Below are 14,701 nucleotides of genomic sequence, written 5' to 3' on the forward strand. Positions count from 1 at the left end.
AAAAAACCCCCCCTTTGGGGGGGTTTTTTTTATGGGTGTTGCACCCGCCTGTACAGGCCTTCAACCGCAGTTAACGCGGGTGACCTTGCCTTGCTCGTCTACATTCAGGTTCAGGCGCTCGGAGCGGTACTCCAGGGTGACCACGTCGTGCGGCTTGAGTATACGTGCCATTTGCGAGCCACTGGCCTTGCGCGCCTGCTCCAGCAGCTCGGCACTGCCTTGCTTGCCAATGGCGAAATCGGCACCGCTGGCCTCGCAACGGCCATCATTGCCAGCCGCTGCGGCTGGTGCATCGCCACCACCTGAGTTACCGCCAGTGCTGCAACCAGCCAGGACAGCAGCCACCGCCAGGGTTGCCAACATTGCACGGGTACGGAACATGAAGCCTCCTAAATCGATCTGGGAACTGCCTGTTCCGACAGCTCCACCAAGAATTCGTTGCAAAACCGCGCAAGTCTGCCTGAACCGGGCGCCCCGAGCGAAAGGCAATCGTGACCGAATTTTACCAGTCAGCCGACGAGGCGCTTGGTTTGCGCTGCAAAGTCATGATTTACTTTAGGAAGTGAAGGCACAGTGCCTCCCCGAATACCAGGATCCGGTATTCGCCCCTCCGCCCCGGGCCCAAGCGAGAGCCTTTCATGAGCAGCCACAGCATCGATGCCGATATCAAGGTCAAATGGGCGGAGGGCCAAAGCGCGTACAGCCCTGGCACGCCGGAGGAGTTGCTGCTGATCGCCGTCGACCTGCTGGTACGCGACCGCGGCGCCGAGGCGGCGCGCAGCTTCGTCGACCAGGTGCTTGAGCGCTTTGCACCGCACCCGGCTATTCCAATCGCGCCAAACGGTCGCTGAGCAGGTCGAAAAGGCCTTGGGCATCGCCCTCTTCCACCCACATCACGTTGGCAGGCTGCTTGAGTACGCCGTACCAGTCGGCAAGGGTCTGGCCGAAGGCCGGGCCTTCGCGGCTGTCGATGCTCATGTGGATGCGCCGGCCACTGAACAACTCGGGCTTTAGCAAGTAGGCGATGACGCTGGCGTCATGCACCGGGCCACCGGGCATGCCGTACAGATCCATGTCGTGGGTGATGTAGGCGTTGAGGATATCCACCACCCGTTTACTGGCCTGATTGTTCACCTCGGCCAGTTGCTTTAAGCGAGCGTCGCTGGTCAGCAGCTTGTGGGTGACGTCCAGCGGCAGATAGGTGAGCTGTACACCACTGGCCAGCACCACCTGGGCTGCATGCGGGTCGGCGTAGAGGTTGAATTCCGCTGCCGGGGTGATGTTGCCGCCGTTGAAATGGGCGCCGCCCATGACCACCACTTCCTTGATGCCTTTGGCGATTTCCGGGCGCTGGACCAATGCCAGGGCTAGGTTGGTCTGCGGGCCCAGCATGGCCACGGTGATGCTCTGTGGTTTGGCGGCGCCGAGGGTGTCGACCAGATATTGCACGGCGTTGCCTTGTGCCAGGGGCTTCTTCGGTTCGTGTACGGGGACGCCGGTCAGGCCTTCTTCGCCGTGGACGTCGGCGGCGTAGATGGGCGTGCGTACCAGCGGGCGGGCGGCACCGGCATAGACGGGGATGTCTTCACGGCCGGCCCATTCACGGGCCAGGCGGGCGTTGCGCGAGGTTTTGTCCAGGCGGACGTTGCCGGCCACGGTGGTGATGGCGCGGATGTTGAGTTCGTCGGGCGAGGCCATGGCCAGGAACAGCGCGACCACGTCGTCGGCGCCGGGGTCGGTGTCGATGATCAGGTCGATCGGGGCGGCCTGGAGGGTGGTGGCGGTGGCCATGAGGGCGAGTCCTTGTAGCAGGGGTTTGAGCATGGTGTGGCACTCCTGTTGCCTGAGTAGTAATTTCCGGGGCTGCTTTGCAGCCAATCGCCGGCAAGCCAGCTCCCACAGGTACAGCGCCGCCCCCCAAGGCTGATGACATCCCTGTGGGAGCTGGCTTGCCGGCGATCGGGGGCAAAGCCTCCGCCTTCAAAAGGTGACGCCGGAGATCAGGGCGATGTTGCTGTAGGGCTGGCACTCGCCCGTACGCACCACGGCGCGGGCACTGCGCGACAGCACCTTGAAGTCTTCGTGGCTCAGCCATTCCCGCTTGCCCAGCTTGCCTTTCAACCGCTCGATCTCGACCAGTGCCGGTGGCACCACTTTCTGCATTTCTTCGGCCAGTACGTGCCGCTCTACCTGCAGTTCGCTCAGCACCGCCCGTAAGACACTGGCGAAATCCGGCAGGCCTGGCGTAACGGCCAGGTCGATCAGCTCCACGCCTGGCGGTACCGGCAGGCCGGCATCGCCGATCACCAGAATGTCGCCATGCCCCATGCCCGCGATGGTCCGCGACAGGGCAACGTTCAGCAACGGGGTTTTCTTCATGGCGTAAGCTCCGCCAGATAGGGAATCGATGGCTGTGCACCGGCGCGGGTAACCGACAATGCCGCCGCACGCTGGCCAAAGGCGATGGCCTCGCCCTCCCCCAAGCCCCGAACCAGACCGGCGGCGAAACCACCGATGAAGGTGTCGCCGGCGGCAGTGGTATCCAGCGGCTGCACCACAGGCGCCGGGAAATGCTGGTGGCCCTGTTCCGTCACCAGCAAGGCCCCTTGAGCCCCCAGGGTTATGATCACTTTGCCCGCCCCCATCTGCCGCAAGCGTTCCCCTGCGTGACGGGCACTGTCCTGGTCGGTTACCGGCATGCCGGTCAGGGTTTCAGCCTCGCTTTCGTTGGGCGTGAGGTAATCGATGCGGGCAAACCACTCCGCCGGCAAGGGGCCGGTGGCAGGCGCCGGGTTAAGGATGACTTGCTTGCCCAGCTCACGGGCCCTGACCAAGGTCCAGGCCACGGTTTCCACCGGCACCTCAAGCTGGCAGATGACCACCTCGGCCGCTTGCAACAGGGCATCGAAGCGTTGCACCGACTGCGGCGTCAGCAGGCCGTTGCCGCCGGGGATGATGACGATGCAGTTCTGGCTGGCCGCATCCACGGTAATCAGCGCCACACCACTGGATACGCCAGGGCAGGTACTGACACCCTGGCAGTCGATGCCCTCTACATACAAGGCGCGGTGCAACTGCCGGCCATAATCATCGTCACCCACATTGCCGATCATGGCCACGCTGCCGCCCAGCCGCGCCACGGCCACAGCCTGGTTGGCGCCCTTGCCGCCCGGCACGGTGAAAAAGCTTTCGCCGGGAAGGGTCTCGCCGGCCCGGGGCAAGCGCTGGGCGCGGGCCACCAGGTCCATATTCAGGCTACCCACTACCACGACCTTGGCACTCATGATATTTCCTTAGCGTTAGCGGTAATCGTTGAACAGGTCCGGGCGCGGCCCGGTGGATTCGCGCAACACGATGCGCGGGGCGACGATGCGTTGTTCTGCCGCGCCTTGCCGGGGTGCAGCGATGCGTGCCAGCAACAGCGAGGCGGCGTTTTCGCCCAGCTCACGGATGGACTGGCCCACGGTGGTCAGCGGCGGGTACACGTAGCGGCTGAGCTCGATATCGTCGAAGCCGATCACCGACAGCTCACCGGGTACATTGATATTGCGCTCCGCGGCAGCACGCAGCACACCAAAACCGATCATGTCGTTGCCGGCAAAAATCGCCGTTGGCCGCTTGCCCTCCAGCACCTGCGCTGCCGCTGCGTGCCCGCCGGGGCTGGTGAAGTCGCAATGCAGCACACGATTGCCCTGCACCTGCGCCCCGGTCTCGGCCATGGCCCGACGGAAGCCGCTCAGGCGCAGCTGGGTAACCCCGGTTTCGGCGGGGCCGCCGATGTAGGCGATATCCCGATGGCCCAGTTCCAGCAAATGCCGGGTAGCCAGGTAGGCGCCCTGCTCGTGGTCGATGCGTACCAGGTCGGCATCGACGCCTTCCAGCTCGCGGTCGACGATCACCATTGGCGTGCGCACGCTGGCCAGGCTTTGCAGCAGGTCACTGTCCTGGCCTACCGAGGCCACCACCAGACCGTCGATGCGCTTTTCCAGCAGCACCCGCAGATAACTGCGCTGCTTCTGCGGGTTGTCGTCGGAGTTACACAGGATCACGCAGTAGCCGTTGCGCTCGCAGGCATCTTCGATACCCCGTGCCAGCTCGGCGAAGTAAGGGTTGACGCTGTTGGGCACCAGCAGGCCGATGGTGGCCGTGCTGCGCGCCTTGAGCGAACGCGCCACGGCGCTGGGCACGTAGTCCAGTTCAAGGATGGCGGCTTCGACCTTCTGCCGCACGTGTTCGCTGACGGGTCGGGTCTTGTTCAGCACATGGGACACGGTGGTGTAGGAAATGCCCGCCAGTGCCGCGACGTCTTTGATGGTTGCCATGTTGTCAGTTCCGCCGGCCTGCGCGCCGGCTACGGTAGGTGTCGAGCACCACGGCGATGACGATCACCGCCCCGGTGATGATGCGTTTGGTCGGTTCGCTGGCACCGATCTGCGCCAACCCGGCGGCCAGCACCGAAATGATCAGTACGCCAAAGAAGGTGCTGATGACCGAGCCGCGCCCGCCCATCAGGCTGGTGCCGCCGATGACCACGGCTGCGATCACCTGCAGCTCCAGGCCGGAGCCGGCATTGGGGTCAGCCGCCTCCAGTCGAGAAATCTGGAACAGGGAGGCCAGTCCGGCAAGCAGGCCCATCAGGGCGAACACCAGTACCTTGTATGGGCGCGGGTCGATACCGGCCAGGCGCACGGCCTCTTCGTTGGTGCCGATGCCGATCAGGTAGCGGCCGAACACGGTGCGGGTCAGCACCAACTGGGCCAGCACGATCACCAGCAAGGCAATGATGAACGCGGGCGATATGCCAAAGGCCACCGGGTTGGAGAACCAGGCGTAGGCATCGCCGATATAGGCGGTGCGCGAGTCGGTGAACTGGTAGGCCAGGCCGCGGGCCATCTCCAACACGCCAAGCGAGACGATGAACGACGGAATGCGCCAGGCTACGGTGACGCCACCGGTGATGCTACCGGCCAGCGCGGCCACGGCCATGCCCAGCAGCGCCGAGGGCAAAACGCCCCAGCCCCAGCCAAGAATCGCCACGCTCACCGTGGATGCCGCCAGCGCCAGCACCGAGCCCACCGACAGGTCGATGCCGCCGATGATCAGCACGAAGGTCATGCCCACCGCCAGCACCATCAAGTCGGGGATCTGGTTGGCCAGGGTGCTGAAGGTGTTATACGACCAGAAGTGGCTGCTGAGGAACGAGAACAGCACGATCATCGCCAGCAAGGCGCCAGCCAGGCCCAGGTAGGTGCCCAGGCCAAAATAGGTGCCACTGCGGCGCACGGGGGCGGCGCCTTGGCTATCGAGCGGAGTGGTTTTCATGCATCCATCCTGGGGGCTGCGTCGTGCAGCAGTGCGTCACGTTTCTGATAACCGGCAAAGGCGGCGGCCAACAGCTGGTCCTGGCTCCAATGATCGCGGTCGAAGGTGTCGATCAGGCGACCGGCAGACAGTACGGCGATGCGGTCGCAAATCAGCATCAGCTCGCGCAGGTCGCTGGACACCACCACCAAGGCCTTGCCCTGACGTGCCAGTTCGGCCAGCAGGCCGTAGATGTCGAATTTGGCGCCGACGTCGATGCCACGGGTGGGTTCGTCGAACAGCAGCACCTGGCAGTCGCGCTCCAGCCAGCGGCCGATTACCACCTTCTGCTGGTTGCCGCCCGACAGCTCGCCCACCACTTGCTGCGCGCCCGCACTGCGAATGCGCATGGCCTGGATCTGGCGCTCTGCCAGGCTCTTTTCTGCCTCGCCATCGAGTATGCCGGCCCGCGATACCGCGCCCAGGTTGCCCAAGGCGATATTGGCGCTGATCGACTGTGTCAGCAGCAGGCCTTCGCCTTTGCGGTCTTCGGTAATCAGTGCGATACCCGCCCGCACAGCCGCCTTGGGCGAATCGATGTTAACGGCCTGGGGTGGCTGGCCAAGTGCAATGCTACCGCTGTCGGCGCGGTCGGCGCCGTAGATCAGCCTTAGCAATTCGGTTCGTCCGGCACCTATCAGGCCGGAAATACCGAAAATTTCCCCTGCCCTGACTTCGAACGACACGTCGCGCACCTTGTCGGCGCGGCTGAGCTTGTCGACCTTGAGCAAGGGCGCGCCAATCTGCCTGCGGCCCAGGTCGATAGGTTCGCCCAGCTCGCGGCCGACCATCAGGTTGACCAGCTCGGTGCTGCTGTAGCGCTGGATCGGCTCGTCACACACCAGCTTGCCGTCGCGCAGCACGACGATGCGCTGGGCCACCCGCTGCAGCTCTTCAAGGCGGTGCGAGATGTAGACGATGGCCACACCACGCTCACGCAGACGCTCGATCTGAGTGAACAGCAGCTCCACCTCGCGGGCGGTGAGCATGGCGGTGGGCTCGTCGAAGATCAGCACACGGCAGTCGCCGATCAGGTTACGGGCGATCTCGACCATCTGCTGGTGGCCGATGCCCAGCTCACCGACCGGCGTATCCGGGCTGATGGCATCGAGCCCGACCTGCACCATGGCAGCCGTGGCCAGCTGGCGCAGGCGCTTCTGGCTGATGCAGCCGAAACGGCTGGGCAGGTTATCGAGGAACAGGTTTTCCGCCACGGTCAGCGTGGGCAGCAGGTTGAGCTCCTGCATGACCATTCGCACACCCAGGCGCTCGGCCTCGCGGCGGCTGCCAGGCGCGTACGCCTGGCCGCGGTAGGTCATGTGCCCGGTGGTCGGAGATTCCAGGCCACTGATGAGTTTGGACAGGGTGCTCTTGCCCGCACCGTTTTCACCGGTCAGGGCCAGCACTTCGCCGGCCCGCAGGTTCAGGCTGACCTCGCCGAGCACAGGCTGGGCGTAAGTCTTGCCCAACCCGCTGGCGGCAAGCACCACTTCGTTGGCCGATGCAGGCATGGCCGTTTCTCCTGGCAGCAATCAGGGCTTGGTGATGAGTTGGACCGGGGTCTGAATGACGTTGTCGGCATCCACGTCCGGCTTCTCGCCCTTGACCATCTTCAGCGCCGCCTGGATGCCGTACACCGCCTGCTGGCTGGCCGCCTGGTCGAGGGTGGCGAGCACCCTGCCATCCTTGAGCATGGGTTTGATGGCGTTGATGTTGTCGTAGCCCACCACTTGCACTTGGCCAGTCTTGCCGGCAGCGCGCACGGCCGACACCGCGCCCATGGCCATGCTGTCGTTGCCGGCCAGCAGGGCTTTCAGGTCGGGGTATTCGTTGAGCATGGAGGCAGCGACGGCGTTGCCCTTGTCGATCTCCCAGTTGCCGCTTTGCACCGAGACGATCTTCATCTGTGCGGCGTCCATGGCGTCCTTGAAGCCGGCGGTGCGCTGCTGGGCATTGGTGGTGGTCGGCACGCCTTCGATGATGCCGACCTGGTCACCGGCCTTGAGCTTCTCGTTGGCCAGGTAGTCGCCGACCAGGCGCGCGCCTTTGCGGTTATCGGGGCCAACGAAGGGCACGCTGATGCCTTTGCTCTTGAGCAGTTCAGGGTCCAGGCGGTTGTCGATATTGATCACCACCACGCCCTGGTCCATGGCCTTTTTCACTGCCAAGACCAGCGCCTTGGAATCCGCCGGGGCGATCACCAGCGCCTTGGCGCCGGCATTGACCATTTGCTCGACGATGCGGATCTGCTCGCCGGTATCGGTCTCGTTCTTAATGCCGCTGGCGATCAGATCGAACTCGTTGGGATGCGCTTTCTGGTAGTCCTTGGCGCCGTCTTCCATGGTGCGGAAGAATTCGTTGGCCAGTGACTTCATCACCAGGGCGACCTTGGGCTTGTCTTCGGCGTGGGCGGCGGAAAACGGCAGGGCGAAAGACAGGGTGGAAACGACAGCGAGGGCCAGCAGACGACCGGGGAACGGCAGCTTCATGGACAATGACTCCGAATCTTGTGTTTTTTATCGGATCGCAAACGTTTGCGTTGCCTAACTATGGAAATAAGACCGGGGGTTGTCAAATCCGTTTGGCGTTCGGTGGCCTGAGCTCTGCTGGTACCGATTATCCAGAATTTTCCGGAAAACCGAACACCTTTTCCTACGCCTGTTCGGATTTTCGAATGGAATACTGGCCCCTGTCGCGGCTCAAGACCGTGCCTGCAGGCGTTTGCACAAGCTGGTATGAAACATGCCTCAAGCCTTATGCGACATACGAAAAATCTCATTAGGAAGAGAGAGAACAATAACGATGAATGCTGCACTTAAAACCTTCGCCCCCAGCGCCCTCGCCCTGCTGCTGATCCTGCCCGCCACCGCCTCGGCCAAAGAAGCCGAAACTCAGCAGAAGCTGGCCAACGTGGTCATCCTCGCCACCGGCGGCACCATTGCCGGCGCCGGCGCCAGCGCCGCCAACAGTGCCACCTACCAGGCCGCCAAGCTGGGCGTCGACAAGCTGATTGCCGGTGTGCCGGAACTGGCCGACATTGCCAACGTACGCGGCGAGCAGGTGATGCAGATCGCCTCTGAAAGTATCTCCAACGACGACCTGCTGAAGCTGGGCAAGCGTGTCGCCGAACTGGCCGAGAGCAAGGACGTCGACGGTATCGTGATCACCCACGGCACCGACACCCTCGAAGAAACCGCCTACTTCCTCAACCTGGTGGAAAAGACCGACAAGCCCATCGTGGTCGTCGGCTCGATGCGTCCGGGCACCGCCATGTCGGCCGACGGCATGCTCAACCTGTACAACGCCGTGGCCGTGGCCAGTGACAAGCAGTCGCGCGGCAAGGGCGTGCTGGTGACCATGAACGACGAGATCCAGTCTGGCCGTGACGTGAGCAAGTCGGTGAACATCAAGACCGAAGCGTTCAAGAGCGCCTGGGGCCCGATGGGCATGGTGGTGGAAGGCAAGTCGTACTGGTTCCGCCTGCCGGCCAAGCGCCATACGGTCAATTCCGAGTTCGACATCAAGCAGATCAGCAGCCTGCCGCAGGTGGACATCGCCTATGGCTATGGCAACGTGACGGACACTGCCTACAAGGCGCTGGCGCAGAACGGTGCTAAGGCGCTGATCCATGCCGGTACCGGCAACGGTTCGGTATCGTCACGAGTAGTGCCGGCGCTGCAGGAGCTGCGCAAGAATGGTGTGCAGATCATCCGTTCGTCGCACGTCAACCAAGGTGGTTTCGTGCTGCGCAACGCCGAACAGCCGGATGACAAGAACGACTGGGTTGTGGCCCATGACCTGAACCCGCAAAAAGCGCGGATTCTGGCGATGGTGGCGATGACCAAGACCCAGGACAGCAAAGAGCTGCAGCGGATCTTCTGGGAGTATTGATCGTACCGCCCCCAGAGCCGGTACGCCGGCCCTAGGGGCTTCGCTCCAACCCTACTGGCTAACACGCGCTCCTACAAAAAGCTCGCGCAAGACTAGGAGAGGGTCATGGCGCGATGCGCTTCAGCTCGTTTAACAACCCCATCGGCTGCTGCAGTTTCTCTTCGCCAAACTGCGCCTGAATCTACTGGTAGTTGGCTTCCACCCCCTCCTTCATCGAGCCAAAGCACGCCTCCGCGCCCTCGGCCAGCGTCACGAAAACACGTCGCTGGTCCTGCGCGACCATCTGCCGCCGCACCAGCCCGTCACGCTCCAGCCGCCCCAGCACCCCAGTCATGCTCGGTTTGAGGATGCAGGCCAGCTCTGCCAGTTGGTAATTCTCCAGCTCGCCATGCTGCTTGAGGATGCGGATCACCCGCTATTGCTGCTCGGTCAGGTCGTGCTCGTTCAACAGCGGCCTGAAAAATGCCATTGCGGCTTCCCGGGCCTGCAGAAGGATCAGTGTGAGCGAAGGTTGCATCTTGGTCATGGTCAAGCCTGTGGTTTTTCTCTGCTCACGAATTTAAGGGCATGCACGATGGAAAGTGCAATCTGTTCCACGGAAAACCCATTCAAGCCTGGCGCGCGGGCTGCGACCATCCGCTACAAACAACATATTCCGGGTGCCCTGCCATGACCCTTTCACTGCAAGCCCGCCTGCCGTTGGCGGTACTCAACCGGCGTAAGCTTGGCGTAGCGGTTGAAGAAGCGGCTGAAATAGGCCGGATCCTTGAAGCAGAGCTGGTAGCAAATTTCGTTGGCCGTGCTGCCAGAGAACAACAGCAGGCGCTTGGACGGCAGGTCGGCACACGTCGTTCAGCCGCGCCTCGGTCACGCCAATTTGCTGCGCGTAGCGGGCCAGCAGCCAGTGCTCCAGGTAATGCGCTTCGATCAGTGCATTGAAACGGTGGTAGATTTTCAGGTCTTCGTGCCGCGCCGGGGTCGACTCCAGCGACTCACGCGTGTTCATCCAGGAGCCGGCCGATGTCCCACGGGTAATGGACGTGACAGGTGAGAAGCTCCGTGGTATTGACCCGGCCACCACGGTCAGTTTGGTGATCTGTGTCATAGGTTTTGCCTTGTGATCCGGTAGTGGAGGGATCAGCTGAGAACGAGGTTTCCCCAGAGGTTGAGCTTTACGCCGACGCCTTGTTCGAGCGCCTTGCGGTACACCACGGCGCCCCAGGCCACGTCCTCGACGGGCATGCCGCCGACCGACATCAGGATGATTTCGTCGTCGTGCAGGCGCCCTGGTGCATGCTGGGCCGGGACCATCGACGTCACCCCCAACTCCAACCCGGTGATCGGCCCGGTGGCCAGTCTTCCGGGCCTGACCCTGGCCACTGGGTTTTCCGGGCACGGCTTCGGCACCTCGCCTGCGGCCGGCCAGCCGGCAGCGGACCTGGTGTCCCAGGCCGCTCCGCTGATCGACCCCGCCCCTTGCCGCTTCGAACGCTTTACCTGACGTCATGGCGATGACTGACCATGAGTGGATTTCCCCCGACAAGCTGTTGCGAATTTACTTACAGTGAAATACTGTATGTGCATACAGCAAAACAAGGAAATGTCTGTGTCCAGCACCGCCTCCGCCACCCCGAGCAGCTATGAACAGCTGGGTGTACGCATCCAGAAGATCATCAACAGCCCTACCGCCCAGCGCAGCCGAGCGGCGCTGATCTTTCGCCTGGAACAGGAAAGCCCGGAAGACTGGGAAACCTTGCTGGAGGAGATCGCAGAAAACGACAACGTCACCCTCGCTCACCGCGACGACGGTGGCGTACAGGTTTTCTGGACCGTACCGAAGGAAGACTGACCCCGCATGAGAGTTTCGTTTTTTGCCGCAGCCTGCCTGTTACTGACCGCTCCATTTGCCCAAGCCGATGCCCCACGCACCTTTCAGGAGGCCAAGCAGGTCGCCTGGAAGCTGTATGCACCGCAATCGACCGAGTTTTATTGCGGCTGCAAATACAAAGGCAACAAGGTCGACCTGGCGTCCTGCGGCTATGCCCCGCGCAAGAATGCCCAGCGCGCGTCACGTATCGAGTGGGAGCACATCGTGCCCGCCTGGCAGATCGGCCATCAGCGCCAGTGCTGGCAGGACGGCGGGCGCAAGCAGTGCTCGCAGCATGACGAGGTGTACAAACGTGCCGAGGCTGACCTGCACAACCTTGTACCGAGCATCGGCGAGGTTTATCCGAGAGAGCACCGTTTTTCAAGAAACATTGACACCTTGTCGTAGGTGCGTTGACATCGACGTAACCTACTGATTAGCCTAGGGTTAGTGAGCAATCTTGGCCTGTAGATCTCGAGGTAGGGTACGGTGAAGGTCAAATACGTAGAGGGCGTCAGCTGGTCAGGGGGCCCCCTAAGCACCTACGTGATTCTTGAAAACGGGCCGCTGGGCGAACAGAGCATCGTTCCAGCTCCTACCCTCTACCTCGTACATCTGGCTCAGGGCGGCCAGCGGCCGAATTCCATCCGCTCCTCGGCCCATGACCTTCGAAGCTTTTTCGAGGTACTCCAAACGCACGGACAGGATTGGAGGCACCTCACCAACGACGACATGTCTGGCTATCTATACGGGTATCTGAAAAAGGCCAGGTCGTGTGTCGATAAATCGATCAAGCGCCATATTTCAACGCTCAGATCGTTCTATGCGCATGCTTGGCAGACTGGAATGCTCAATGCCCCTGCGTCCTTTACTTACCAGTACGTCAGCACCGCACAGAAACATCAAGGTGACGCGAAAAAGAAGGTCAATTTTGATCTGTTTAATAAGTACATTGAAAAAAAGATATTCACTCACTTGCTGAGCAGCGTCAAAGCTCAATGTGCATTTACTAAAGAAAGAGATGAGTTGGTTCTGCATCTTGGATTTCATTGCGGACTACGGTGCGCTGAAATTACTGACTCAAGGAACTTGCAAACTCCAGATTTAAGAGCGCGCATTTTTCGGGCGGGGCAGAGGGACGAAAAAACAATTACTATCCCCATAATTGGCAAGGGAGATAAGCTTCGCCAAGTCGACGTGCCACCGAAAGCTTTCAGGAAGATAAAAGCCTTCATGGAAGGAAGACGCAAGCCAGGAGCAATTGCAGATGGATCACTGATTTGCAAAAGAGATGGTTCCCCTCTATTTGAAGGACACGCCACAAACACCTTCAAATCAGCGAGAGTCATAGCCAGCGCTAAAATCGATGATATCCTAGATGAGATCCATGTCGACGAACCTCATTTATATTTTCTGACAAAGCCAAATTTTCTGAAGCTCACCTTCCATGCGCTAAGGCATACGTACGCCACGAACCTGGTTGATTTCTGCTACAAACATGGGTATGACCCGTGGCAATATGTACCTGAGCAAATGGGACATGAAGATAAAGCCACAACTCAAGACTATATTGTCTTTGATGGCAAGCTTAACCGTAGAGAAAAGATAAGGCGCGAACTTAGTAATGAGCACGATGACTGATAACGAGACCGCAGATGAGAACCCAGTAACGCTTTCCTCGATGGCTCCTACACCAATCGTCGATTTCAGCCCATCAAATGTTTTCGCAATTGTCTCAATGCAAGTAGATAAGGGCAAAAAAGTTGAGCAGCGCCGCGTTGAAATCCCCGAACAATTTAGAGATTGTCCTATCTTTCGATCTCTGCTGCAGTATTTCAACAGCGGAGAAAGCAAGTCCAACTCGCTTACCGATGCATACTCGAGAATCCTAAGGTTCAATATACTTGCAAAATGGGCGGTAGTAGAGTACCCAGATGCGCAGAGATTACCAGCGGCGGTTATGCAAGATTTCGCCAGGCACTTGCGCACGGTGAAAAACTCCAACCTGAATTCTGTTTGTGTTTACATGTCAAATTACCGGACGGCTTTCGACGCTTTCCTCAACAAGGCATATGGTAACCCAGCCCTGGCTGAAGCTGCGGCTGCTGTCCGAGAAGCCTTAGCATTTATCCCTTCAGTCTCTAATCGTAAAGGACAAGCAACTCCCAGCTTAGGACAGATCACCAACCAACCTGAAAAAGACGAATTGAAGATTGTTAGATCTACTATTCGTTTTTGCTGTGAATTCCTTAACGAGATGAACGAGCAGCGCTTAGAGTTACTTAGCAATAAAAACGTGATGGAACAGCTTGCCGTTATGCTCCACCGATACGGCAGTAACTACGAACGCCTTAGATACAGCACCAACCAGAGCGATCGTAGTACAGCTTATAAAGCTATCGCGGGCGCCATCCTAGAAAGCGAGAATATCTCATTAAAGGAGAGGCTTCTGCATAACCGCGTAGACTTTGCATACGGACAAATCGAAAGCAACTCAAGCTTAACTATTGAAGAAGCTAACCGCCTAATTAAGCTGGGCCTCCGCAGCACTGGCACGCTAGACATTTATCCAGAAAATAACGATCATAAGCTCTACTTTCACAATATAGATTACCTGTTCTTATTAAAGCATACGCCTAGCGAAGAAATTGCTTTTGCATGGCTACTAGCTACCGATAGGGTTCAACTATCCGGCATTACCGATATGCGGCATGGAGATCTCAGGATCACACCTAGCGTAGCATCTGCCGTTTACACAAAGAACCGGAGCTCCCAGGTAATACGCGACGTACCAATGCATTACTCTAAGTCCATACAGTATAATGCCTATGCTATTTTTAATGAGCTAAAGTGCAGTTTCCAGAGACGCTTTCCGGAGACTGGGGATTTATTATTTGACTTGCCAGTGACGTCAAACCTTCAAAGCATTGACTGCGTTCCATATAGGCCTTTAGTCATGGCCGCCTTTCAACACACACACCAATATCAGTCCCTATACAAAGCCAACTCTGAGATAGAAATATTTGCAGACATTATCCGTCGCGTTGCGATGAATAACCGCACGAACTGGAATAACAAAAAGCGGCGTCGCGAAAATGCTGATTCCGGAATTATCAGCAAAAATCCTGCCCCACATAAACGGCAGACAATTACAATTACCTCAATCGCCCAGTCGCGTGCAATCTTAGATACCGACGGCGGCAACCCAGAGAATGAGGCTTTTGAGAAATACTCACAAGAAGTCGTAGGGGCTGATGCAACAGCGCACTCGCCTGGCGTAAAACAGGTAGTATATATGAACGCTAGCGAAACCAAATACCGCTTGAATAAGAGAGCGTTATTTGCGTCCAATGTTGGCCATTTAATGGTAGAAGACGCACGTAAAGTACAAGAAGCTATTCGCAGCGAGACGTTGATCAGCGTTGCCGATCTGAAAGTGATGCTTGGTTGGGCGCAGGCGAAAGATGACGTCGGCGAACTGGAAGAATTTGACGCATTGCTCATGTCTGCCCAAAACGCCGGCTTTACCATCTCTCCTTTCGGACAACTCGAAAAGGATAGCAAGACATTCATCATCACTAA

General features: G+C 59.3%; 13 protein-coding genes and 6 pseudogenes. 8 read left to right on the top strand and 11 right to left on the bottom strand.

What is annotated here, in order from left to right; all coding sequences use genetic code 11:
• Positions 1-60 precede the first annotated feature (60 nt).
• The gene (locus tag APH36_RS02175) at positions 61-381 is read right to left on the bottom strand and encodes an I78 family peptidase inhibitor (RefSeq protein WP_060497303.1); all 321 of its coding nucleotides are present in this window, start codon (positions 379-381) and stop codon (positions 61-63) included.
• 257 nt (positions 382-638) lie between these two features.
• On the opposite strand from APH36_RS02175, the gene APH36_RS02180 reads away from it, so the two are divergent.
• Complete coding sequence (locus APH36_RS02180; protein ID WP_060497304.1) at positions 639-851, top strand: hypothetical protein; 213 nt, start codon at positions 639-641, stop codon at positions 849-851.
• Here APH36_RS02180 and APH36_RS02185 read toward each other — a convergent pair.
• From APH36_RS02185 to APH36_RS02215, 7 genes are all read right to left on the bottom strand, one after another.
• The gene (locus APH36_RS02185; RefSeq protein WP_060497305.1) at positions 823-1,824 is read right to left on the bottom strand and encodes a nucleoside hydrolase; all 1,002 of its coding nucleotides are present in this window, start codon (positions 1,822-1,824) and stop codon (positions 823-825) included. The genes APH36_RS02180 and APH36_RS02185 overlap by 29 nt on opposite strands.
• Before the next feature lie 156 nt (positions 1,825-1,980).
• Positions 1,981-2,379 carry a D-ribose pyranase gene (gene rbsD / locus APH36_RS02190; RefSeq protein WP_016711344.1) on the bottom strand — a complete coding sequence of 133 codons (399 nt, stop codon included), beginning with the start codon at positions 2,377-2,379 and terminating at the stop codon, positions 1,981-1,983.
• Complete coding sequence (rbsK, locus tag APH36_RS02195) at positions 2,376-3,284, bottom strand: ribokinase (RefSeq protein WP_060497306.1); 909 nt, start codon at positions 3,282-3,284, stop codon at positions 2,376-2,378. Before rbsK ends, rbsD begins: the two co-directional genes overlap by 4 nt.
• A 15-nt stretch (positions 3,285-3,299) precedes the next feature.
• Complete coding sequence (locus APH36_RS02200; protein WP_060497307.1) at positions 3,300-4,322, bottom strand: LacI family DNA-binding transcriptional regulator; 1,023 nt, start codon at positions 4,320-4,322, stop codon at positions 3,300-3,302.
• Between the two features lie 4 nt (positions 4,323-4,326).
• Positions 4,327-5,322, bottom strand: a complete 996-nt coding sequence (locus APH36_RS02205; RefSeq protein WP_060497308.1) for an ABC transporter permease — start codon at positions 5,320-5,322, stop codon at positions 4,327-4,329.
• Entirely contained in the window at positions 5,319-6,872 is a 1,554-nt protein-coding gene (locus tag APH36_RS02210; protein WP_060497309.1) for a sugar ABC transporter ATP-binding protein, read from the bottom strand. Before APH36_RS02210 ends, APH36_RS02205 begins: the two co-directional genes overlap by 4 nt.
• Before the next feature lie 21 nt (positions 6,873-6,893).
• On the bottom strand, positions 6,894-7,850 hold the full coding sequence (locus APH36_RS02215) for a sugar ABC transporter substrate-binding protein (protein ID WP_060497310.1): 957 nt from the start codon (positions 7,848-7,850) through the stop codon (positions 6,894-6,896).
• A gap of 313 nt (positions 7,851-8,163) precedes the next feature.
• On the opposite strand from APH36_RS02215, the gene APH36_RS02220 reads away from it, so the two are divergent.
• Positions 8,164-9,252 (top strand): asparaginase, encoded by a 1,089-nt coding sequence (locus tag APH36_RS02220; protein WP_060492717.1) that lies wholly within the window; start codon positions 8,164-8,166, stop codon positions 9,250-9,252.
• A 103-nt stretch (positions 9,253-9,355) separates the two neighbouring features.
• Here APH36_RS02220 and APH36_RS02225 read toward each other — a convergent pair.
• Positions 9,356-9,664, bottom strand: a pseudogene (locus tag APH36_RS02225) (MarR family transcriptional regulator).
• 266 nt (positions 9,665-9,930) lie between these two features.
• A pseudogene (locus tag APH36_RS02230) lies at positions 9,931-10,246 on the bottom strand (helix-turn-helix domain-containing protein); the annotation flags it as partial.
• On the opposite strand from APH36_RS02230, the pseudogene APH36_RS33030 reads away from it, so the two are divergent.
• Positions 10,245-10,340 (top strand): annotated as a pseudogene (locus APH36_RS33030) (RidA family protein); the annotation flags it as partial. The pseudogenes APH36_RS02230 and APH36_RS33030 sit on opposite strands and share 2 nt — an antisense overlap.
• Positions 10,341-10,389: 49 nt before the next feature.
• Here APH36_RS33030 and APH36_RS31535 read toward each other — a convergent pair.
• Positions 10,390-10,548 (bottom strand): annotated as a pseudogene (locus APH36_RS31535) (ornithine cyclodeaminase); the annotation flags it as partial.
• Between APH36_RS31535 and APH36_RS30490 the strand changes: the two are divergent.
• From APH36_RS30490 to APH36_RS02250, 5 genes and pseudogenes are all read left to right on the top strand, one after another.
• Positions 10,535-10,753 (top strand): annotated as a pseudogene (locus APH36_RS30490) (NAD(P)/FAD-dependent oxidoreductase); the annotation flags it as partial. The pseudogenes APH36_RS31535 and APH36_RS30490 overlap by 14 nt on opposite strands.
• Before the next feature lie 105 nt (positions 10,754-10,858).
• Positions 10,859-11,101 (top strand): DUF1654 domain-containing protein, encoded by a 243-nt coding sequence (locus APH36_RS02235; protein ID WP_016711353.1) that lies wholly within the window; start codon positions 10,859-10,861, stop codon positions 11,099-11,101.
• A gap of 6 nt (positions 11,102-11,107) precedes the next feature.
• Positions 11,108-11,479 (top strand): annotated as a pseudogene (locus tag APH36_RS02240) (endonuclease); the annotation flags it as partial.
• A 129-nt stretch (positions 11,480-11,608) separates the two neighbouring features.
• A complete protein-coding gene (locus APH36_RS02245; protein WP_016711355.1) occupies positions 11,609-12,760 on the top strand; it encodes a site-specific integrase in 1,152 nt (383 codons plus the stop codon).
• Positions 12,744-14,701 (top strand): hypothetical protein (locus tag APH36_RS02250; protein ID WP_156342049.1); only part of this gene is annotated, 1,958 nt, incomplete at its 3' end. The genes APH36_RS02245 and APH36_RS02250, both read left to right, overlap by 17 nt.

The sequence above is a fragment of the Pseudomonas sp. NBRC 111133 genome, from assembly GCF_001320605.1.
Lineage (GTDB): Bacteria > Pseudomonadota > Gammaproteobacteria > Pseudomonadales > Pseudomonadaceae > Aquipseudomonas > Aquipseudomonas monteilii.